The 22801-nt window shown below is 41.6% G+C and carries 16 protein-coding genes; 4 read left to right on the forward strand and 12 right to left on the reverse strand.

The window, feature by feature from the left end; all coding sequences use genetic code 11:
• Window positions 1-168 precede the first annotated feature (168 nt).
• The 4 genes from AC6RV6_RS00135 to AC6RV6_RS00150 form a co-directional block, all read right to left on the reverse strand.
• The gene (locus tag AC6RV6_RS00135; RefSeq protein ID WP_500237886.1) at window positions 169-1923 is read right to left on the reverse strand and encodes an adenylate/guanylate cyclase domain-containing protein; all 1755 of its coding nucleotides are present in this window, start codon (window positions 1921-1923) and stop codon (window positions 169-171) included.
• 117 nt (window positions 1924-2040) lie between these two features.
• The gene (locus AC6RV6_RS00140; RefSeq protein ID WP_500237888.1) at window positions 2041-3237 is read right to left on the reverse strand and encodes an ABC transporter substrate-binding protein; all 1197 of its coding nucleotides are present in this window, start codon (window positions 3235-3237) and stop codon (window positions 2041-2043) included.
• A gap of 28 nt (window positions 3238-3265) precedes the next feature.
• Window positions 3266-4477, reverse strand: coding sequence for an ABC transporter substrate-binding protein (locus tag AC6RV6_RS00145; protein ID WP_500237891.1), 1212 nt, complete (start codon window positions 4475-4477; stop codon window positions 3266-3268).
• Between the two features lie 35 nt (window positions 4478-4512).
• Window positions 4513-5265, reverse strand: coding sequence for an HAD family hydrolase (locus AC6RV6_RS00150; protein WP_500237895.1), 753 nt, complete (start codon window positions 5263-5265; stop codon window positions 4513-4515).
• A gap of 446 nt (window positions 5266-5711) precedes the next feature.
• Between AC6RV6_RS00150 and AC6RV6_RS00155 the strand changes: the two genes are divergently transcribed.
• Both AC6RV6_RS00155 and AC6RV6_RS00160 read left to right on the forward strand, forming a co-directional pair.
• A complete protein-coding gene (locus AC6RV6_RS00155; RefSeq protein WP_500237896.1) occupies window positions 5712-5966 on the forward strand; it encodes a hypothetical protein in 255 nt (84 codons plus the stop codon).
• A gap of 48 nt (window positions 5967-6014) precedes the next feature.
• Window positions 6015-6848 (forward strand): SirB1 family protein, encoded by an 834-nt coding sequence (locus AC6RV6_RS00160; protein ID WP_500237897.1) that lies wholly within the window; start codon window positions 6015-6017, stop codon window positions 6846-6848.
• A gap of 50 nt (window positions 6849-6898) precedes the next feature.
• Here the strand turns inward: AC6RV6_RS00160 and AC6RV6_RS00165 are convergent, their stop codons facing one another.
• Window positions 6899-7402 (reverse strand): hypothetical protein, encoded by a 504-nt coding sequence (locus tag AC6RV6_RS00165; RefSeq protein WP_500237901.1) that lies wholly within the window; start codon window positions 7400-7402, stop codon window positions 6899-6901.
• A 232-nt stretch (window positions 7403-7634) separates the two neighbouring features.
• On the opposite strand from AC6RV6_RS00165, the gene AC6RV6_RS00170 reads away from it, so the two are divergent.
• The gene (locus AC6RV6_RS00170; protein ID WP_500237903.1) at window positions 7635-9173 is read left to right on the forward strand and encodes a helicase C-terminal domain-containing protein; all 1539 of its coding nucleotides are present in this window, start codon (window positions 7635-7637) and stop codon (window positions 9171-9173) included.
• Between the two features lie 2 nt (window positions 9174-9175).
• On the opposite strand, the gene AC6RV6_RS00175 is transcribed toward AC6RV6_RS00170, so the two are convergent.
• The 7 genes from AC6RV6_RS00175 to AC6RV6_RS00205 form a co-directional block, all read right to left on the reverse strand.
• Window positions 9176-10549 carry a hybrid sensor histidine kinase/response regulator gene (locus AC6RV6_RS00175; protein WP_500237906.1) on the reverse strand — a complete coding sequence of 458 codons (1374 nt, stop codon included), beginning with the start codon at window positions 10547-10549 and terminating at the stop codon, window positions 9176-9178.
• Between the two features lie 173 nt (window positions 10550-10722).
• Window positions 10723-13305, reverse strand: coding sequence for a hybrid sensor histidine kinase/response regulator (locus AC6RV6_RS00180; RefSeq protein WP_500237909.1), 2583 nt, complete (start codon window positions 13303-13305; stop codon window positions 10723-10725).
• Between the two features lie 17 nt (window positions 13306-13322).
• On the reverse strand, window positions 13323-14597 hold the full coding sequence (locus tag AC6RV6_RS00185; RefSeq protein WP_500237911.1) for an ABC transporter substrate-binding protein: 1275 nt from the start codon (window positions 14595-14597) through the stop codon (window positions 13323-13325).
• Window positions 14598-14982: 385 nt separating this feature from the next.
• Entirely contained in the window at window positions 14983-16383 is a 1401-nt protein-coding gene (locus AC6RV6_RS00190; protein WP_500237914.1) for a hybrid sensor histidine kinase/response regulator, read from the reverse strand.
• 104 nt (window positions 16384-16487) lie between these two features.
• The gene (locus AC6RV6_RS00195) at window positions 16488-18857 is read right to left on the reverse strand and encodes an ATP-binding protein (RefSeq protein WP_500237916.1); all 2370 of its coding nucleotides are present in this window, start codon (window positions 18855-18857) and stop codon (window positions 16488-16490) included.
• Between the two features lie 19 nt (window positions 18858-18876).
• Window positions 18877-19914 carry an ABC transporter substrate-binding protein gene (locus AC6RV6_RS00200; protein WP_500237917.1) on the reverse strand — a complete coding sequence of 346 codons (1038 nt, stop codon included), beginning with the start codon at window positions 19912-19914 and terminating at the stop codon, window positions 18877-18879.
• Between the two features lie 305 nt (window positions 19915-20219).
• Window positions 20220-20432 (reverse strand): hypothetical protein, encoded by a 213-nt coding sequence (locus AC6RV6_RS00205; RefSeq protein WP_500237918.1) that lies wholly within the window; start codon window positions 20430-20432, stop codon window positions 20220-20222.
• On the opposite strand from AC6RV6_RS00205, the gene AC6RV6_RS00210 reads away from it, so the two are divergent.
• Complete coding sequence (locus AC6RV6_RS00210; RefSeq protein ID WP_500237921.1) at window positions 20431-22797, forward strand: ABC transporter permease; 2367 nt, start codon at window positions 20431-20433, stop codon at window positions 22795-22797. The two genes, AC6RV6_RS00205 and AC6RV6_RS00210, sit on opposite strands and share 2 nt — an antisense overlap.
• The last annotated feature ends 4 nt before the right edge of the window (window positions 22798-22801 follow it).

Genomic DNA, 22801 nt, shown 5'->3' on the forward strand with positions numbered 1-22801 from the left:
ATATCTCTCAAAATTTTTAATCGATAAATGTTTGTTGTTTTTCACCCTCGGGGAATCGGGAATATGAGAAAAGAGCGGGGAAGGTCAATAAAGTAAAATGTTGAGTGCCCGATCTGTGCCTTCAGGAAATTCATCAAATTTTGCGGTTTCTTCAAAGGTGGCCAAGGCTTATCCTGCTAATAAAGATTCGGGATCTTTTTTCAACTTCTTCTCTAATAATAAATAAACCTGCATTTTGCCCTTACCCTTAATATCGATCGCGCCGCGTTCGGTAAACAAAAACTTATCGTGCAAGCGGTGATAAGTTGCCTCTGTCACTTGAATGCAGCCCGGCACGCCTTGAGATTCCATGCGAGAGGCAATATTCACCGTATCTCCCCATAAATCGTAACTAAAGCGTTTTAATCCGATCACCCCCCCCACCACTGGACCCGTATGAATTCCCACTCGCAGGGCAAACGATCGCTCGCTTTCCAACCCAATCAGGCGAATTTCTCGCTGCATGGCTAAGGCCATCTCTGCGATCGCTTCAACGTGACTTTTCTTGGGCAAAGGAATGCCCCCGACTACCATATAAGCATCGCCGATGGTTTTGATTTTCTCCAGTCCGTACCGTTCCGCGAGGGCATCAAAAGAGGAGAAAATCTCATTGAGGACGCTCACGAGTTCTACTGGGGGAAGTTGGGAGGCAAGGGGGGTAAATCCCACCAAATCGGCAAACAGTACCGTTGCATCAGCAAAACTTTCCGCGATCGTTCCCTGTCCTGCTTTGAGTTGTTCCGCCACCCGTTGGGGCAAAATATTCAGGAGTAAGTCTTCTGATTTTTTCCGCTCGTCCTGCAACTGTAAAATTTTGCGCTGCATTCTCGCAGTCATCTGGTTGAAACTATTAGCGAGTTTGCCCACTTCATCTTCGGTTAAAACCGGTGCCATTAAAGATAAATCCCCTTGAGAAACTTTAACTGCGACATCGGCGATCGCTAAAATCGGTCGGGCGATTTGTCTGGCCAAAATATAAACGATCGCTGCCAGTAATACGGCTAAAATCGAACCCGAAATGAGAATCGCCCAAGCCAGTCGCCGCGCCGGCGCAAATGCCTCCTCTTGCTGCATTTCTACCAATAATGCCAATTCCCGCTCTTCCATCCACCGGTATACGCCAATGGCAGGGATATCGGCATAGTTGCGATACAAGTTGCGTCCGTCTTCTCCTTGTAAAGCACGCTCGATACCGCGAGAATGAACGCCTTTCGGATAATCTTTTCGTCCGAAGCGATCCGCCGAGACAAACAAATTAAAGCGATCGACTAAGTAGGATTCCCCGCTTTCTCCCAATCCAGTGCGCTCAAAAATGATACTATCCATTTTTTCGAGATTTAACTGAGCGGCTAAAACCCCTACTTTTTCTCCTTGACTGTCGGTGAGGGGGGTCGCAATGGTCATGGCAGGTTTCCCGGTTGCCGAGGAAGGATAAACATTTTGTACGAAGGTTTTTTGACGACCTTCGGTAAAATAGCGATCTTTGACGCGATATTGTCCTTCGCGATCGCGCTGGGTTGATACTAAAATCCGACCACCGATATCACTTAAGATAAAGAGTTCTAAAAATTCAGGTTTGGTGGCGCGAACGGAGTCTAAATACTCATGTAAAGTCTCGTATACGGTCTCTGAAGTTGTCGTTTCGGGTCTGAGCAATTCTCCAGCTAAATCGCGAATTTCCGGGACGCGAGCGAGGGAGGTGACGGCTTCGCGCTGATTGTCTACCCAGAGATTTAAGGCTTCTTCCTTCAGGGCTGCCGTGACTTCCAAGCGTTCAAAGACTAATTTTTCAATTTCGGCTCTTCCGCGAAAAAAGGCGATCGCCCCCGCACTGGAAACTGTGACCAGTGACAGGAGAGAAAAGGCACCGATCAGCCTTGACATGAGGCTTTGTTTCCAAAAATTCATAAAATTGGCCTTTTTGCTTTCCCGCGAGACGTTCCCAATTATAATCCTGAAAATTTGCAATCGGAAAATTACGAAATTAAAGTTTGTGCAAACTCAATGGGCGATCGAGCTTTCAAGGAACTTTGAAGATATGGACTCGGGTTCTATGGTTTTGTAAATTATGGCTCGACCCCCTTTAAACTGCATCATTAAAATACTTCTGTGGGGATCGCCATTATCCGGATAAAACATTTTTCCAGTTGCACCATGATAATGTTGAATATTTGCCAATCCTTGACGAATCGATTCAGAATCCGCTTTATTTTGGGTCTCAATAGCTTGAAACAACAAACCCATCGCATCATACGTTAAAGCGGCAACTGTGGGTGGTATTTCCTGATAGATTTGGCGATATGCCTCAACAAATTTTTGAGTTTTTGCATCTTCTGATTCTGGATTCCAAGGATCGGTAAAAAATGCCCCTTCTAAGAGAAAGCGATCGCTCTCGCGCAGAGATGACCAAGTTTCACAACCCAATAACTCGATATCAATTCCCAGTGCATGAATTTGAGCGATCTGTCGAGAAATTTCGGCGGCATAATTGGGTAAAAACAAAACTTCAGCCCCACTCTGTCGAATGCGATCGAGTTGAGAGGAAAAATCTATTTCATTCGTAATAAACGATTCAAATGCAACAATTTTCCCTCCGACTTTCTCAAATTCTCGTTGAAAAAATTCTGCTAGTCCTCGATTGTATTCGCTGGCAATATCATATAGAATAGCTGCTTTTTTATATTTTAATTCATCTCGAGCCAAACGCGCAATCGCTTTGCCAGCAAAGTCATCTGTATAAATAATGCGAAAAATATATTTTTTACCGGCAGTTGTTTCGGGATTGCTCGACCAATTACTAATCATGGGAATCGCCGATGCTTCAGCAATTCTGGCAACGGGAATTGCAATTCGGCTCAAAGGCAATCCAACTAAAGCCACGACTTTATCGCGATAAATTAATTTACGGGCAGCGGCGATCGCAATATCGGGAGTATCGCGATCGTCTTCAATCAATAGCTTCACTTTTTGCTTGCGATCGCCGACTTGTAATCCTCCCATTGCATTGATTTCTTTAACGGCAAGTTCGGCCCCTTGAAGAGAATATTCTCCAGCGATTTCTGCAACTTCTCCTGTTAAAGGAACAATCAAGCCGATGGGAATTTCTGGGGTTTCGGGAGAGGGAAACCAGCAAGCTACCGGGAGAAAGGTTAAAAGAAAACTCGCGATCGCGAAACCGAAAAATTTGCGCCACAACATAAGCGATGTAAAATGAAAAAGTAATCTCTTAAGGATCGATTTGCTGATAAAATTCTAACTGATTATTTTTGACTTGTAAGATAGCCAAACTTTTTACCGGATCGCCATTTCCTTCATAGGAAATACTGCCGGTTGCACCGCGATAATCTTGCAAATTTGCCAAGCCTTCGCGAAGGGCTTCAGGATCGGCTTTTCCTTGCTCTTGTATGATATCTAAAATTAAATTCACGGCATCATAGGTCAGAGCCGCATGACTATTGACAGGGTCTTGATAAGCATTATTATACTGTTCGAGAAACTTTTGACTTTCTGGGTTAGGCAGATCTGCCGTCCAAACTTCTGCAAAAAATGCACCTTCGAGATCGGTATAACTTTCCTTTAATAAAGATCCCCAAGAATCCCCCCCAATTAGCGTTATATCTAAACCTAATTCTTGAATTTGTTTGGCTTGTTGGGAAACTTCTTCTGCATAGTTCGGTAAAAAAATCAATTCGGCTTCGCTATCGCGGATCTTTTCTAAGGATTCTTGAAAATTTTCAACATCTGTCGTGTAGCTTTCAAAAGCCACGATTTCTGCTCCTAAGCGTTCAAATTCCTCGTTAAAGATTTCTGCTAAATAGCGACTGTAATCATTAGCAATATCGTAGAGGACGGCTGCTTTGGCTATTTTTAATTCTTGTGTGGAAAAACGCGCGATCGCTTTACCTTGCAGTTCGTCAGTATAAGTCGCTCGAAAAACGTACTTTTTATTGGCTGTGGTTTGCGGATTAGTTGATTTTGTACTAATCATGGGAACCCGAGCGCGTTCGGCAACTTCGGCAGCAGGAATAGCGCTACGACTGCGCGGGGGGCCGACAATAGCAATTACTTTTTCTTGATTGATTAACTCATTAGTAACTGCAACAGCTTCATCGGGATTATCGCGATCGTCTTTAATAATTAAAGAGATGGGATACTTTTTACCTTCAATTTCTAAACCACCATTGTCATTGATGGGTTGAATCGCTAATTTTGCCCCGCGTTCCGTTGGATTTCCGGTGGTTTTTGCGGCATTGCCATTAAAAGGGGCAATTAAACCAATGCGAATTTCTGGGGATTCTGAGGCAGTTTGAGTGCAGCTTGCCAGCAAAATTGTGAGCAAACAACTGAAAGCAACGAGAGCAATAAAAACTAAGAATTTTTTACTTTTAAAGAAATTAAACATCGGATTTATGCGATCGCGCTGAGAAATAAAAATCATTAAGCTATTATCTTAGCTCTCATATTAACTCTTGGCTAGATTCCAGCCCTACACAAGGACTGAAGTAAGTCTACATCGACATATTGGCGATCGCCGACTCCTCCGCGCAAGGACAGAAAAGGGCGATCGGGTTCTCCCAAACCATTGAGAATCAGGGTTGCTTTGGCAAAATTATGACTTTTTGTATAGTTGTTTGCCGTAATAATGGTTTTTAAATTAGCGCTTGTTGCAGCTTGCAAACCGGCTTCTGAATCTTCAATCACAATACATTCTGAAGAGTCTAAATTCAATTTTTCTAGGACATATAAATAAATATCGGGAGCGGGTTTTTTCTGAGGGACGATATCGCCAGCCGCAATGACTTCAAACCATGCCGGATCGAGAGTATTCTCTAATAGCGCGATCGTGGTTGGATGGGAACTGGTGGTGGCAATGGCCAAGCGCAACTCGCGATCGCGTGCTTCGTTAATTAAGCGCTTGACTCCGGGACGTAAGGGAATTTCTCCCCGTCGCAACAAGTTTTGGTAATGTTGTGTTTTCGCCCAGTGTAAGTCGGCAATGAATTCATCGAAGCGATCGCGTTTTGGGAATTCTTGGCCATAATACTTTAAATAAAAGCGAATGCGCTCTTTTCCGCCAGCAACGGGTAAAAGTTGACCGTAAAATTCTCTCGACCAATTCCAGTCTAATCCTGCCTCGCGAAAAGTACGATTGAAGGCGATGCGGTGTCCGTCTCTTTCGGTTTCTGCAAGGGTTCCATCTACATCAAAAATGAGTGCTTTTAACATGAGTCGTTTTCTTGAATGAGTTTAAAATCGGAGTTTCCCGATCGCATCTTCTTATGAAATTAACGCACATTATCCCCCTGGGTTTCATTTTTTGCACCAGTATTGCAAATTTTCCTGTTCGTGCAGATGGCACTCTTATATTAAGCGATATTCTTGCTCTTATCCGACAATCTTCACATTTTGATGAAGAAGTTGGGATAATACTAGCATAAAAAAACCGTAAATTTACAGAGATTGTTTGTCTTTTTCCAGTTTGCTTTCTCAAGGAACGATCGGCAATTGAATCCACTAAATCTTTACCCTTTCTTCAATGCGTTTCATCAAATCTTTACTCACTCGCCCGAGTTTAATTGTTAGAGTGTTGTAGTAGAAGATTTTTCTGAGGGTGACGGAAAATGAAGCGGCGAATATTTTTTTCGATCTTTGGTATCATATTTCTGGGCGTGATGACAGTTGGCTTTGTGGTTGAGTTTCTCTCCTTCGCTTCCGCCGACCCCAATAATTGTTTTATCAGCCCTCATAATCTAGGTTGTGAAAACGATCTACCAATTGTTCGAGATCCCGTTATGCGAAACAATAGCGCAGTTACGGAAAAAGATTTAGAGCGCTATTTTATTTCCGAAACGCTATCTGAGTATTTTGCTGATGAAATTTTAGCCGAACAGTTGCTCGAAGAACATTTATCTCTTTATTTTGATTAAAGTCCGAACCGATCGCACGTATTTAAATTGCATAATTTCTCTCAAAAAATGAATTTCTCTTCTCCTAGACAATTTGCTCTCAGACAACAATTTTATCATGAAATTAGGCGAGCAGAACCAGAAATTGATTTAGCAAAAGCAGCACTCTATATCGCTTGTGAAGAATATCCCGATCTCGATCTCGAAGAATATCTCAATGCCTTAGATATCATGGCTGAGGCAGTCAAAAAACGACTGAAAGAAACATCCTATCCTTTAAAAACAATTCAAATTCTCAATTGCTATCTGTATGAAGATTTGCAATTTCAAGGCGATCGCAATGATTACTACGATCCTCGCAATAGTTTTTTTAATAAAGTCATCGATCGCCGAGTAGGAATTCCAATTACTTTATCTCTTGTTTATCTCGAAATCGCCAAACGTATTGATTTTCCAATGGTGGGAATTGGAATGCCGGGGCATTTTCTCATCCGTCCAGATTTTGCAGAATCTGGTATTTTTGTCGATGCGTTTAATAACGGAGAAATTCTCTTTGAACAAGACTGTGAAGCACTCCTACAAAAACTTTATAGCCAATCTGTTAAAATTGAACCCCATTTTTTAGAACCCGTTACGAAGAAACAATTTTTAGCACGCATGCTGACCAATCTAAAATTTATTTATCTCCGTCGTCAGAAATTAAAGAAGGCAGTTTCAGTGGTGGAACGAATTTTATTACTCTTTCCCGATAATCTCTCCGAACTTCACGATCGTGGTTTGCTGTACTATCAGTTAGAATTATGGAGTCAAGCAAAATCTGATTTTGAACTCTATTTAAACAACGCCCCTGCAACAATAGATACTTATAAAATTCGCCAACTTCTCGATCGCTTGAACTCTTAGGAGTTACAATTAATGAGAGAATGCAGGTTTTCGCTTATCCCGAACTTAGGTTAATCTACATTCACGCGATATTGATAAATACATTTCTTGCTCCCTACTTCCCACTGAATTGATAAAATTTCCATTCCTTGCAATTTATCTTCAAGGGTTGGACATTGACTATGGTCTTCGTATTTTTGATTAGAGCGATAAGTTGCGATGTTCTCTTTTGGGTTTCCCAAAAACCATCCACTTATTCCTCCAATACATAAACCAATCAACGATCCTACTATCAATACTGTTAATATCTGCGCTGAATTACCTTCTTGATTGCTTGCCAGAGGTTTAGTTAAACCAATTGGAGCTTGAGAACTAGCTTGAGTGGGTTGTGGTGATTGAATTTGTAAAGTAAGTTGATTGAGTGGTGATGATTGAGGCTGAGGATTGGATGGATTAGTTTGTGATGATTGAGGTTGAGGACTGGATGGATTAGTTTGTGACGATTGAGGTTGAGGACTAGATGGATTAGTTTGTGATGATTGAGATTGAGGACTGGGTGATTGTGATGTACTCATTGGATCAAAATACTCCAAAATACTCTCACTCATTTTATCAGCATTATAATAAACTAGCAAATTCGAGTTAGTTTTTTATCTCGTTAAAAGTTCTCTCAAATTTTACTCTAGAGAAACTTAAAAATATCAATGCTCCCTATAACAATGAATTTATCGATATACCTAAAAGAAAACGCTAAAATTTGAGAAAGGGATTGTCCCTTGCTTTGTTCTTTATATTTTCTTGCTCGATGTGACCATAGAAGCCCGAGTTCACAGTTCTTTACTCTCCTTTTTACGCGATCGAGGGAAACCTTATTGGCAGCATCATTTAACGATGGCGCGATTAGTCGCACGATCGCTGCGATTGGGGCGATCGCTTCTCCTGCAAACGGGATGTACCACAGAAACTTATGGTTTTAGCTATCTCAGTTCGGCTTTATTGTGGGATAATGCGGTTATCCTAGTTACCCCTCCCATTCTACAACAGAAATTATTGCAAGATTATATTCCCCAACTCTTGCAAGGGTTAAAAATTGAAAAAGAAATAGTAGTTAGCGATCGCTTTCCTTCTTCTACATTTAAAGGACTCTTATTCGCTTCCCCTCAATCTTGGTTGTGCGATCGCCTCTCCCTAAATGAAAGTAAACAACACTTTCCCGAGGGCATTACAACCCTAATCGATCCTGCCGATGATTGGGAAAACTGGACGCGAGAGGCATTAACCGTACAAATTCGCCCTGAAGATTGGCTAGAGTTAATTCACAATTGTCCCGATCGCCAACTTTTCATTACCCAAATTCGCGATTGCCTAGCTGAATGTTTTTCTCAACGCCCTCACAATCCTCACAACTGCTATACGATCGCTTCCGAGGAAGCAGACTTACTGGCAACCTTGTTTGCAGAGATACCAAGCAATCGCCTCCCTCCTACATGGTCGAAATTTTGGCAATCTTGGCAAAAGGAAGGAACATTAAACTGGATCTCTGCAACCCAAACGCGATCTCAATTTACCCTCAACATTGCCCCGCTCGAAGTCGCCACGTCCCTCAAGGAAGTATGGCAAAAACAGCCCATAGTCCTGATGGGAGGCTTTCTCGACTGGGACTCAAATGCCCCTATTTATCGGCAGCAATTGGGGTTGGGGGACTTAACTTGCGTTCAGTTTTCTCCCCATCGCCAAACCGAGTGCATTCAACTCTATCTCCCCGATCGCTTGCCGCTTCCCAATACCAAAGAATTTCAAAGCGCCCTTTTGCAGCAAGTAACGCGCTTGTGTCGCGGGGGAATGCTGGGACAGCGCTATCAGCATCGCCATCAACCGGAATGGATCTCTGCAATGAAACGTCCCGCGATCGTCGTGGTGGAAGATACCCCCTTACGAATGCAAGTAGGCGCGACTTTAGCCGCAGAATTTGGCTCTGGGGTGCAAGTCGAGCAAACCGATCTCGCCTCGGATGGAATATTAGTCAGTGGTTGGGAATTTTGGCGATCGCGTCAGGATATTTTACCGACTCCTCAACTTCTCATCATTGCAACTTTACCTTTTCCGTCTACTGAAAACCCTCTTGTTGCCGCTCGGGTGAATTATTATAAAAATCGCCGTCAAGATTGGTTTCGCAACTATATGCTACCTGTTGCTCTACGAGAATTACAGCGTGCGGTGTTCCCTCTGCGAGATCCTCAAGGTGTTGTGGCGGTGCTGGATAATCGCGTTAATCATCGCAGCTATGGTAATCGTATTTTAGCAGCATTAGAACCGTTAGCACGAATTAATTATATTGATTGGTGAATTTAGGATAGAGGCAGTGCGATCGCAAATTTTGTGCCTTTCCCTAATTCTGATTCAAACCAAATTTTTCCTCCATGTTTCTCGATGATAATTTCGCGAGCGATCGAAAGTCCCAAACCCGTTCCTTTTCCGACTTCTTTGGTGGTAAATAAATGCCCGAAAATTTTATTTTTGATTTCCTCAGACATTCCCGTCCCATTATCCTCAATCCATACAATCGCTCGATCTTTTGCTTCTGCAACTTCAGTTTTGATGATAATTTGTTGAGGTTGGGCGCGATCGGGATTGTGCAACGCTTCATCAAGGGCATCGATCGCATTTGCCAAAAGATTCATAAACACTTGATTGAGTTTTCCCGGAAAACATTTAATATCGGGCAATTCTCCATATTTTTGAATGACCTCGATCGCCGGACGATCGCCATTATCTTTGAGGCGATGTTTCAAAATCAGTAAAGCACTATCAATCCCATCGTGAATATTAAAGTTAACCTTGCGATCGCTATCTGCTCGGGAAAAAGTGCGTAATGAGTTGCTAATATTGCGAATGCGATCTGCTCCCGTTTTCATCGAAGCAATTGTCTTGGGTAGATCTTCGATTAAAAAATCGAGATCGATCTCTTCAATATATTCTTGAATTTCTGCATCGGGAGTCGATAATTTATTTTGATAGATCCCAACGAGATAAATTAAATCTTGAATGTATTCTAAAGCATGCGTGATATTCCCTTCAATAAATCCAACAGGATTATTGATTTCGTGAGCGACTCCTGCAACAAGTTGCCCTAATGTTGCCATTTTTTCGCTTTGGACTAATTGTAATTGCGTTTGTTGAAGTTGTTGAAAACGTTCTTGTAATTCTTGGTTAGCATCTTCTAAACACTCAATTGTGTCCTCTAAAACAATATTTTGTTCTTGAAGTTTTCGATCTTGAGCTTCTGTTTTTTCTTGTAATTTTTTTTGCAGTCGAGATAATGTGATATGAGTTTTAACTCGTGCGAATACTTCCTCGGCTTGAAAAGGCTTGGTAATATAATCAATTCCACCGACATTAAAAGCCTCAACTTTGTCAAAGACATCATCAAGGGAACTAATAAAGATAACGGGAATATCTCGGGTGCGATCGTCTGACTTCAAGGACTTACATACTTCATAGCCATTCATGTCTGGCATTTGAATATCAAGTAAAATGAGATCGGGATAGTCGAGATGAATCCCTTGCAATGCTAATTTTCCGCTCGGCATTGGACGAACTTTGTAGTTTTGGTTTGACAATAATCCTACTAATAGTTGTAAATTTGCAGGAATATCATCGACCACTAAAATATTGCCCTGCCGGGAACTTGTTTGAGAAGGAATCATAGATGTGGTGGTCACTGTATTCGATCTGGATACTAAGTTTAGCATTATCGTTAATATTGTTAAATGACTGCGATCGCATATAGGCTAGAGTTGTAATTTTGATTCTTATTGTACTGGGAAATTGTGAAAAACTTGTGAAAGCATTTGCTCGTATTTTCACTGAACTTTGCGATCGCTTTGAAGTCATTCTAAGTAGAAATCCAACTTAAAATTTTCTGATACTCAAAGCGATCGCAGTATTTTTGCAGAGCTTCAGCGAGAGTATTATCGGATTCGCGAATCGCCGCGATCGCATTGGCAATTCCTTCTAAATCTCCTGTCAGCAAAACATCTTTGAGTTGCCCTCTTAATTCCCCAGATAATGTACTCACTTTTTCTTGAATCGATTCTTGGCTTTCTTTCGCTTCTTGATGAGGGCGATCGATCTCTTCATAGATATAGCGCACGCCTAAATATTTTGCCATTGTTTTAAAAATATCTTCTTCTCGAAATGGCTTTCTCATAAAAGCATCGCATCCTGCTGCGAGAACAACTGCTTTTTCCTCTTCTAATACGCTGGCTGTCAAGGCAATAATTGTTGTTGCTTTTCCTTGAGATGTTGCTTTGATTTTTTGCGTTGCGGTGAATCTATCCATCACTGGCATTCGCATATCCATCCAAATAAATTGGGGTTGCCAACTCTGCCAAATTTCTATTGCTTCTTGTCCATTACTCGCCTCTTGGAGTTCAAATCCGAGAGGAGAAAGCAATTTAATTAATAAGTGGCGATTGAGGGGTTTATCATCCACAATTAGGATTTTATAGCGAGGTTGGTTGGGTTCGAGAGCAATGATACGACGTTTGGGTGCTTCGGTCTCAATGTCGCTTTCTTGGACGACCAGAACTTGGATTTCAAAAGCAAAAGTTGTACCTTTATTCACTTCTGAAGTGACCTGAATATCTCCTCCCATCAGTTGGACAAATTTGCGAGAAATCGGCAATCCTAATCCTGTTCCTTCTTGCGCTTGTTTTCCGGTTTCAGTTTGGGCAAAGGCTTCAAAGAGTTGCTCGAGTTCTTCTGGAGCAATTCCCGCTCCCGTATCTTCAATCTCAAAGATAATTTTAGTCTGAGCTATTGGTTGATTCTGAGATAATTGACCGACTCGGATTGAGACTCCGCCCTCTTCCGTAAACTTAATCGCATTGTTAATCAGATTAATTAAAACCTGACGCAATTTGATTTCATCGGTGCGAATATATTGAGGGATTTCTGATGTGTGTTCGACTAATAGTTGCAAATTTTTGGCTTCTGCTTTGAGATAAAGCATATCTTCAACATCATTGAGAAGACGATGGAGATCGAAGTTTTTCTCATTAAGAGTCAAACGTCCGGCTTCAATTTTAGACAGGTCAAGAACGTTATTAATTAGAGTTAAAAGGTGTTCGCCACTTCGATTGATAATACCGACATTTTCTTGATTTTCTGAGGTCAGCGTTTGAGAACGAGTCATGATTTGCGTGAAGCCAAGGATAGCATTGAGGGGACTTCTCAACTCGTGGCTCATATTAGCAATAAAAGAGCTTTTCGCTTGATTGGCAACTTCAGCTTTATCTTTGGCGATCTCGAGTTCGGCTGTGCGCTCTTGAACTCGTTGTTCTAAGTCTTCAACTAATGCTTTTAATTGGCTGGCCATTTGATTAAAAGTTCGTGCCAGCAGTCCTACTTCATTCTCGGTCATCACAGGGGCTGTTTGGTTTAAATCCCCTGCGGCTAGAGATTCTGCGGCTTGGCTGATGGCAACGATCGGACGGACGATCTGCCGAGAGAGTAAAAAGATTCCAGCTAACAATACGCCAGCAGAAAGTAAGCCAATCAGAAGGATATTCCGTGCCAGTTTTCTTGCAGGGGCAAATGCTTCCTCTTGAGAGATTTCTGCGAGCAATGCCAAGTCTTGGTCGGGAAGCCACCGATAAACCCCGACTACGGGAATTCCTGCATAATTCTCGTAGAGTCCAAAACCATCTTGACCTTCGATCGCGCGATCGATGCCGATGCTACTCATTTCGTCTTGGGATTCTACAATTTTCCCGCTCTTTCTTGATATAAAGATCGCCCCTTTTTTGCTATCAGCAACCAGATAAGTTTCTGCTGTTTCTCCCAATCCCGTATTATTACGAATGAGTGCATCAATATCTTCCAAGCGCAGATCGACGGCGATCGCTCCCATTGGGATTTGTTCTTCATCGACAATCGGTGTCGCAAAGGTAATTGCAGATTTACCCGTGATTGAAGAAATATAGAAGTTGGGAACGATCGCATCAGCAGTATCGGCTGTAAAAAAGGTTGCCGGGGCGGCATTGGGTCGATATCTCCCTTTTGTTTCTGCACTTTGAGAATCAAATATAACATAACTCCCTCTTGTGGTAACGCGGATATTCTGCATATTAGATTTGATGGTCGTCCAGCGATCGATATACCCTCCCAGCGATCGCTCGGCTTCTTGATAATTGGGTTCTGAAGTATCAGTTGTGAGCAAAGTTGCTACTGCTTTTCGGATGGGAGGATGTTGACTCGTTAAAAGAACATCTTGGAGTTGATTTTCAACCCATTCATCGAGTTGAGCGCTTTTTAAGGCTGTGGCTACGGTCAAGCGATCGACCACTTCTTCTGTCAAGGCTTGTCTGGCTTGGTTATAGGCGACTAGGGCAACAATGCCGACGGTGACAACGGACAAGAGGGAAAAATAACTGGTTAATTGAACTAACAGACTTTTTCTCAGAGGTAAAGCCATAATTGTTTCTCCTAATCTTAATATTGGTCGATAATTTTTTTGATTTGAGCGATCGCATTATCTGCAGCTTCTTCTGGAGAAACTCCTTCTTGAATGACTTTTTCTAATGCAGTAGTGAATATCCGTTGCTTGCTAACTTCCGCGTAAGCTGGATTTGTATTGGGATAAGGCTGAATGTTACCCGCAGAGATAACTCGCACGGCGGCAAAGTGGGGGTCTTCGGGATTCTGCCAAAACGGGGTATTCAATAGTTCTGGCATGGGGGGCATATCTTGTCCTTTCTGCTGTTCGATCAACAGTTGGATATTTTTGGGTTGCAACAAATAAGCCAGAAATTGTTTAGCGGCTGCTTGGCGATCGCTATTAGCGGGAACAACAATCCAAGAAGGTCCGACAAAAACTTTAAAAGGACTATCATTAACAGTATTCGGCCAATGTGAAAGAGTGACAATTTCGTTAACGTAGCGGTTTTTCTCTTTCTGGGTGTAGGGACTGTCTGGCAGTTTTTGAGTGGTGGGAATGGAGAGAGAACCATTGCTGACTAACAAACATTGGCGATCGAGAAATTGAAAATTATTGTCTGAATTCGTCCATTCCATCGCCCCCGGAGGAATGTATCCATTTCGATATAAATCCGATAATTGGGAGAGGGCGTTAATCAATCCCTGACGATTTTCTGGGCGATCGATGACTAACTTTCCTTTATTATCAAAGATAGTGGCATTATGACCGTGCAGAAATTGCAAAAAGGCTTGGGCACCATCCCCCGAATCTTTATTCAGTGTTATACAAAAACTGTTAATATTTTTCTCTCCTAACTGGTGCAGTCGATCGCGCACATCTTGCCAAAATTGCCAAAAACCCTGCCAATCTTGAGGAATATCGCTTTGTTTGAGTCCGAGGCGATCGAGATAAGGTTTCCAATAGTGAATATTGTAGATACTCATCCCTGTGGGAATGGCATAAAAGCTGCGCCGATCTATTGTTTTGTTGAGAAATTTAGCGCCATCTAAAACGCCCGGATTAAATGAATCTTGGATGGGATCGATGACATCAGAAACATCTGCTAATTCTCCTTCCCAAGCTAACTGGGGAATGATGGGAGAGTTATCGGCAATAAAAGCAATATCGGGAGCGTTACCTTGTGCGATCGCACTGTCGAGTTCTTCGTCGATATTTCTAGGTTTTAATTGTAAAGTAGTTTTGATCCCAGAACTTTTTTCCCACTCGCTGATTAGCCGAGCGCTTACTTCATCGGCTCCACTTACATAGGTTTGCTGCCACCAAATCACCAGTGAATTTTCTTCACTGACTTCGGAGATTGCCTCAGAATCTAGAGTAGCAGAGTCTTTTGAGGATTGAATTTGATTGTTAGAGCAACTGACAAGTCCTACTGTCGAGCTGCATAGAAATAAAAAAACAAGAAAAGATCTAATGTTCATTAGATATATCTTTACCTTATATTATCGTATAATCTTAATCTTGACTATACTCAAGAATTGTGAAAAACTTGTGAAAGTATCAATCAAAAAAAAAGTTATATTTTAGGTGTTGTTGATGTAAAGATTCACGGCTTAAGAAGAGATTGAGAATTTATTCGTAATTCTACTGAAAAGTAATGTATGGAGACTGGGAAATAACTGCTAGGTTTAAAAACTCAGTATTGTCGATAGAATTTTAGGATAGGGGCAGTGCGATCGCAAATTTCGTTCCTTTGCCCAACTCCGATTCAAACCAGATTTTGCCGCCGTGTTTTTCTTCAATAATTTCGCGAGAGATTGCCAACCCCAAACCCGTTCCTTTGCCGACTTCTTTCGTCGTAAATAAGCGATTGAATACTTTATTTTTAATCTCCTCTGACATTCCCATACCCTTATCCTCAATCCAAACAATCCCTTGATTTCCTACGCGATCGATTTCGGTTTTAATGGTAATTTGTAAGGGAGCAACAAGGGTAGAGTTTTTATTCGCCTCATCCAGAGCATCGATCGCATTGGATAAAACATTCATAAAGACTTGATTGAGTTTACCGGGAAAACATTCAATTTTTGGCAATTCTCCATATTCTGTAACAACATTGATGGCTGGACGTTCTCCTATATCTTTGAGGCGATGTTTTAAGATGAGTAATGTGCTATCAATTCCTTCGTGAATATTGAAGCTGATTTTGCGATCGCTATCTCCGCGAGAAAATGTGCGTAAGGAATTGCTGATATTACGAATGCGATTAGAACCTTCTTTCATCGATGCGATCGTTTTGGGAAGATCTTCAATTAAAAAGTCGAGATCGATCTCTTCAATATATTCTTGAATATCTTCATGGGGATTAGTAACTAAATTTTGATAGAGTTCGAGTAAATAAATTAAATCTCGAATGTACTCTAAAGCATGATGAATGTTGCCATCAATAAAAACAACAGGATTATTAATTTCGTGAGCGACTCCCGCAACAAGTTGCCCTAAAGTTGCCATTTTTTCACTTTGAATTAACTGGAGTTGAGCTTTTTGCAATTGTTCTAAATTTTCTTGTAATTCTTTATTTTTAATCCCAATTTCCTGATTGCTCATTTCCAATTTACTATTCATCATTTCTAATTGTTCGACCATCCCTTCTAAAAGAAAATTCTGTTCTTGAAGTTGTCGATCTTGATCTTCTGTTTTATCTTGTAATTGTTTCTGAAGTCGCGATAACGTGATATGTGTTTGAACGCGAACCAGTATTTCTTGTGGCTGAAAAGGTTTTGTAATATAATCAATTCCTCCTACTTCAAAACCCCGAACCTTATCAAGTACATCATCGAGAGAACTCAGAAAAATAACAGGAATATCTTGCGTACGCTCGTCAGCTTTTAAGGATTTGCAAACCTCATAGCCATTCATGTCTGGCATTTGTATATCCAGTAAAATTAAATCGGGATAGTCGAGATGAATCCCTTTTAAGGCTAATTTCCCACTTGGGATCGGACGAACTTGATAGCCTTGTTCTGATAATAATTCTACCAAGAGTTGTAAATTATCTGGAATATCATCTACAACTAAAATATTTCCTTGCCGTGTTTTTTTGGGATTGGAAAACATAAAATTACGTTGAATGAGATTTTAGTTATATTGTAATTTTAGCATCACTTTAACATTGTCGCTCAAATGAAATACCTTGAAAGTTGAAACCCATGCGGAAAGATTTAAGTAGAAAGCCAATTTAAAATGGTGTAGTATTCAAAGCGATCGCAACATTTTTTAATTGCGTCAGCGAGAGTGTTATCAGATTGACGAATTTTGGCGATCGCGATCGCGATTCTTTCTAAATTTCCTGTCAGCAAAGAATCATTTAACTGTTCCTTTAATTCTTCAGGTAAAGCCCTCACTTTCTCTTGAAGTGCCTCTTGAGTAGCTTGCTCTTTTTGAGATTGACTCTCGATCTCCTCATAAACATAGCGTATGCCTAAATACTCTTCCATTGTTTTGAAGATGTCTTCTTCTCGAAAGGGCTTTCTCATAAACGCATCGCATCCAGCCGATAAAACAACCGCTTTTTCTTCCTCTAATACGCTAGCTGTCAGCGCAACAATGACAGTAGCTTGTCCTTGGGTTGTTTCTTTGATTTTTTGGGTAGCCGTAAATCCATCCATCACCGGCATTCGCATATCCATCCAAATCAGTTGCGGTTGCCAGCTTTGCCAAATCTCTATTGCTTCTTGTCCGTTATTGGCTTCTTTGAGTTCAAAGCCAAGAGGAGACAGGAGTTTTATTAATAATTTGCGATTAAGAGGTTTATCGTCCACAATTAAAATACGATATTGGGGTTGATTGGGCGCGAGAGCAAGAATACGACGTTTAGGAGCTACAGTTTTGATTTCATTTTCTTGTACGATCTTAACCTCAATTGTAAAAGAAAAAATCGTTCCTTTTCCGACTTGAGAAGTTACGCGAATATCTCCTCCCATTAATTGTATAAATTTTCGAGAAATCGGTAATCCCAAACCCGTTCCTTCTTGAGCTTGTCTGCCGGTTTCCGTCTGCGTAAAGGCTTCAAAAAGTTTATCGAGTTCTTCCGGTGCAATACCTGCTCCCGTATCTTCCACTTCAAAATAAATAGTTGTTTGCTGTTGGTTACTCCCCTCTTGCTCTCCCCTCTTGCTCTCCCCTCTTGCTCTCCCCTCTTGGGAGGGGTTGGGGGTGGGTTGTTGTTGGTTATTGGTTATTGGTTGTTTAACTGGTGACTGGTGACTGACTCGCACTGATATCCCACCTTCAGAAGTAAATTTAATTGCATTATTAATGAGATTAATTAAAACTTGACGCAGTTTGACTTCATCAGTGCGGATATATGGTGGAACATTGTCGGTTTTATTAACTAATAATTGTAGATTTTTGGCATTAGCTTTCAGATGAAGCATATCTTCAATATCGTCGAGAAGGCGATGAAAATTAAAATTTTTCTCATTGAGTGTAATCCGTCCGGCTTCAATTTTTGAGAGATCGAGAACATTATTAATTAAACTGAGAAGATGTTCGCCACTGCGGTTAACAATACTAATGTTTTCCTGATTTTCTTGCGAGAGTGTTTGGGAGCGCGTCATGATTTGAGAGAAACCGAGAATTGCATTTAATGGACTTCTCAACTCGTGACTCATATTGGCGATAAATGAACTTTTCGCTTGGTTGGCAACTTCGGCTTTTTCTTTGGAGATTTCCAGTTGTTCGTTAGATAGTGCGAGTGCGCGAGTTCGTTCTTTAACTCGCTGTTCTAAGCGTTCATTGCTTTTTTCTAAAGCGATTAAGGAATCTTGTAATTGTTGTACCATTTGATTAAAAGAGCGAGCCAATACTCCAATTTCATTATGAGATTCGATCTGAATGCGAGTGTCTAATTGTCCTTGACCGATTTTTGTTGCAGCATCGGTTAAACTTCTCAAAGGATAAACCACAAATTTTGAGAAAAAGAGCCAGAGAAATAAGCATAAAACAGCAAGAATTATGTTATAAGTTAAAGATTGACGAATCGCATCGGCATAAGCTTGTTTTTTTAAAAAATATAGATCGTATTGAAGTAACAATACACCAACTTGCGAGGCGGCTAGAGAGCCGGCAGAACTCGCAGAATTGGCTAAATTAATAGGATATAACATCCAAAGTGTCTGGCGATCTTTACTAATAATTGCTTGACTAACTCGTTTTTGACGCACGCTCTGTATGCCAGCTTCTAGTCGTTCTGTAAAAACATCTGAACTTTTGTCTTGTTGGTATTGTAATGCAGTTGAGAAAATAATCTTGTCATTTTTGTCGATCGTGACTGCTAAATCGAGATGGGGAGCTGTTCCCAACCGACGAATAATTAACTCGATTCCTGCTAAATTATTTTGCCGATATTGATATTCAATTGAACTCACTGTTTGATTGGCAATAAACTTGGCTTCTTGTTCCACTTTTTTCTCAGTTCGAGCCAAAGTAATACTCACTTCCTTCTGAAAAGCAATCAAGCTAGAAAGGCTGCCTAAAGTCAAAAGAATGAGCGGAAGAGAATAACGTAAAGATAAAGAAAAGCGTTTCACAATCGACCTGCCTTGTATTTTAATCTAATTTTAGATTTTGAAAAGGTCTACCTTCCAAAAGTAAACTAGGATCTATTTCTTTTTTTACAATCCCAATTTTTTTCAGATGAGTAGCCATTTTTTTCATTCTGTTGATGGTGTTAGAATTAGGTTGCTCGAATAGTTCTCGATTGACTTCGATTTCGCCCAGTTTCAAGCCTTTCATAGATTGTTGAAATTGTTCGAGGGATACTCCTTCGCGTTTGGCCATAAATTTCATACTCTCTTCTGGATTTCTCTTGAATTCATCAATTGCCTTAAACCATCCTTCTAAAAGCATTTGTAATTGTTGAGGATGGGTCTCGACTAATGATTTCCTGCCGATGAGCAAATCGACAATCTCTCCAGGGACATCAGCGCTATCAAAGATATTTTTTCCTCCAATCGTAAGGAGATCTTCTTTAATGGGACTATATGTCACGATAGCATCAACTTCTTTCGCTGCAAATGCTTTCTGTTGATCGGGAAGTTCGAGAGAAACAAGTTCTACGTCTTCTAGGGATAAATCAACTGTTTCCAAGGCAAGACTGGCCATCACTTTTCCTAAAGGAGCGGGTTGCATGGCAATTTTTTTACCTTTGAGATCGGCAATACTGTTAATTTCAGGTTGGACGATGAGAACATCACCACCATGAGAAATATCTGTGATGAGAAAAACTCCAATATCGGGTTCTGCTTCTAAAAATTCGATGGCTATATCTATCGGTCCGCACAACATATCTATTTCGCCCTCAAAAAAAGCACGCAGTTCTTCTTGAATATAAGTTGTCTCTACCATGTTGATGAGCTTTTTATCATAGTAGCCGAGTTCTCGAGCCAGATAAAACGGTTCAAAGCCCGGCCAAATTCCCGCACTCACCCGTAAAGGCTCTAATGGCTGAGAATTACAAGCGATCGCTAAAATCGCTGTGGCGATCGCGATCGATAATCCTCGTAAGAGAGGAAAAACGATTCGGCGATATTTTTTTTGGAGGCGATCGTATTGGCTTTTCATATTAGCAATAAAAGTATGTTCCATTATTTTCATTTGTTGTATTTTTTTAGTGATAACAAAAAAAAGATCGCAATTTCTAATTTTTTTTGTTAGACTAGAATTTGACTCTAAACAAGCAAACTTTAGAGTTATTAACTATAGGATAAAATCGCGAAAAACTTGTGAAAAACTCGTGAAGATACAATCTGAATGAAGATATTCTCGACCTTGCATGTTTAACCTATAGGTTTATTTTGATAACTGAGATTAAAAAAGATATGCGTGATTATACTGAAAACAGCAATGATATTGCATCGTATTTTTACTTAAAACCAGTAGAAACTTGTAAATTAGACGCGAATATGAATTTTTATAACATTCAAGGCGATCGCAATATTTTTTAATTTCTTCCGCGAGAGTATTATCGATTTGTCATAGAGTAAACGCATCAAACCCTTAATTTCTCCGAGGAAGAATTGTTGAGATTGCGAATCATTGCGATCGCGTTTTTTCGCCTTGTCTTCCGTCAAAATAGAAAGTAGCGAATTCGGCTCGAACATCATGCACGCCCTCGATCGCAAATTATGGCGAGATTTGATTCGACTCTGGGGAGGGGCGATCGCGATCGCCCTCGTAGTAGCTTGCGGGATTGCCTGTTTTGTCATGGCCATGAGTGCCTATGATTCCTTACAACTCTCCCAAGAAACCTATTACGATCGCTATCGTTTCGCCGAGGTTTTTGCCAGTGTCAAACGCGTCCCCGAGTCCCTCGTTACCCAAATAGAAACCATTCCGGGAGTCGATCGGGTTCAATCTCGGATCGTCGTCGATGTTAACCTCGATATCCCCGATCGCGCGGAACCGGCAACCGGTCGCTTAATCTCCCTTCCTCGCCAAAATCGTCCCCTCCTCAACGATATTTTTCTCCGACGCGGGCGATATCTGCGAAGCGATCGCGATGACGAGATTTTGGTGAGTGAAGCCTTTGCCGAGGCCAATCAATTGCAACTGGGCGATCGCATCGGTGCGGTCCTCAATGGACGTTGGCAAAGATTGCGAATTGTCGGGGTTGCCCTCTCTCCGGAATATATCTACGAAGTGCGCGGGACGGGGGAACTCTATCCCGATAACAAGCGCTTTGGCATCCTCTGGATGAATCGCCAAGCCTTGGGTAATGCCTTCGATCTCGATGGCGCATTTAATGACCTCACTTTAACTATGAGTCCGACGGCAACAGAAATCGATGTGATTTCTCGTTTGGATCGCCTTCTCGATCGCTATGGGGGACTCGGGGCATACGGACGACACGATCAAATGTCTCATCGCATTATTTCCGACGAGATCGTTAGTTTGGAAGTGATGGCGACAATGTTACCGACGATTTTCCTTGCGATCGCCGCCTTTTTGCTGCATATCGTCCTCTCTCGCCTCGTGGGAACCCAACGAGACCAAATCGGCGTATTGAAGGCGTTTGGCTATAGTAATGGTGCGATCGCCAATCATTATCTCAAATTCGTCCTCGCGATCGTCCTGTTGGGATCGGGATTGGGCATTCTTCTCGGACTCTGGTTGGGGAATGGACTCACGCAACTCTACACCGAATATTTTCGCTTTCCCATTCTCACTTATCGAGCCGCTCCTGCGCTCATCGTGCAGGCCGTTTTTATTAGCATTACTGCCGCCGCGATCGGAGGAATATTGCCGGTATATCGCGCCGCAGCCCTCCCTCCCGCCGTCGCCATGCGTCCCGAACCCCCCGCCGAATACAAACCCACATTAATCGAACGTTGGGGCTTACAGCGCTTTTTCTCGGCAGGAGGGCGCATCATTTTACGCAACCTCGAACGCAAACCCTTGCAAGCGGTTCTCTCTATTGTGGGGATTGGGGTTGCGGTTGCCATTTTAATGACCGGGCGCTATTTTTCCGATGCGATGAACTACCTCGTCGAATTGCAATTTCGCCACGTTCAACGGGAAGATATGACGATTATTTTTAACGAACCTCGTCCCGCCAGAACGCGCTATGAAGTGGCACAATTACCGGGGGTCATGCGATCGGAACCGTTTCGCATTGTTCCGGCACGTTTGCAACACCAACATTATCGCTATCGCACGGGTTTAACGGGGATCGAACCCGAGGGAGAATTGCGGCGTTTAATTGCAGAAGATTTAACGACGGTTAAGTTACCTCAAAATGGAATGGTTGTGACAACTAAACTCGCGGAAATTCTCCATTTAGAACTTGGCGATCGCGTCACGGTAGAAGTTTTAGAAGGCGATCGCCCTATTCGCGAAGTCACATTGGTGGGAACGGTGGATGAAATGTTAGGAATTAATGCGTATTTAGACATCGATGCGCTCAATCAATTCATGCGGGAAGGTCAAACCATTTCCGGGGCTTATCTCATGGTAGATAAGAAAATGGCGGATGAATTATACGTCCGCTTGAAGGAAATCCCTGCCGTAACTGGTATTGCAACGCGTGAAGCCATGTTGAATAGTTTTGAGGAAATTAGCGGCAAAAACTTAAAGGTTTTTACAGGAATTTTGGTAATTTTTGCCTCAATTATTACCTTTAGTGTTATCTATAATACATCCAGAATTGCACTTTCCGAACGCGGGCGAGAATTAGCCAGTTTGCGAATAATCGGGTTTACGCGGCGAGAGGTTGCTTTTATCTTTTTGGGGGAACAATGTATTTTAACGTTGCTTTCCCTGCCCATCGGTTTTTTAATGGGATATGGGTTAGCTGCCTTGACTTCTCAAGCCTACAATAATGAAATGTATCGCATTCCTTTAATTATTACGCGATCGACTTATGCTTTTACGATTATTGTGGTTGTGATTGTCGCGATCGCATCTGGGGCGTTAATTAGCCGACAGTTGCACAGGCTCAATTTAATTGAAGTTTTGAAAACGAGGGAATAGCTTT

This window comes from Spirulina sp. LEGE 11439 (assembly GCF_059821285.1).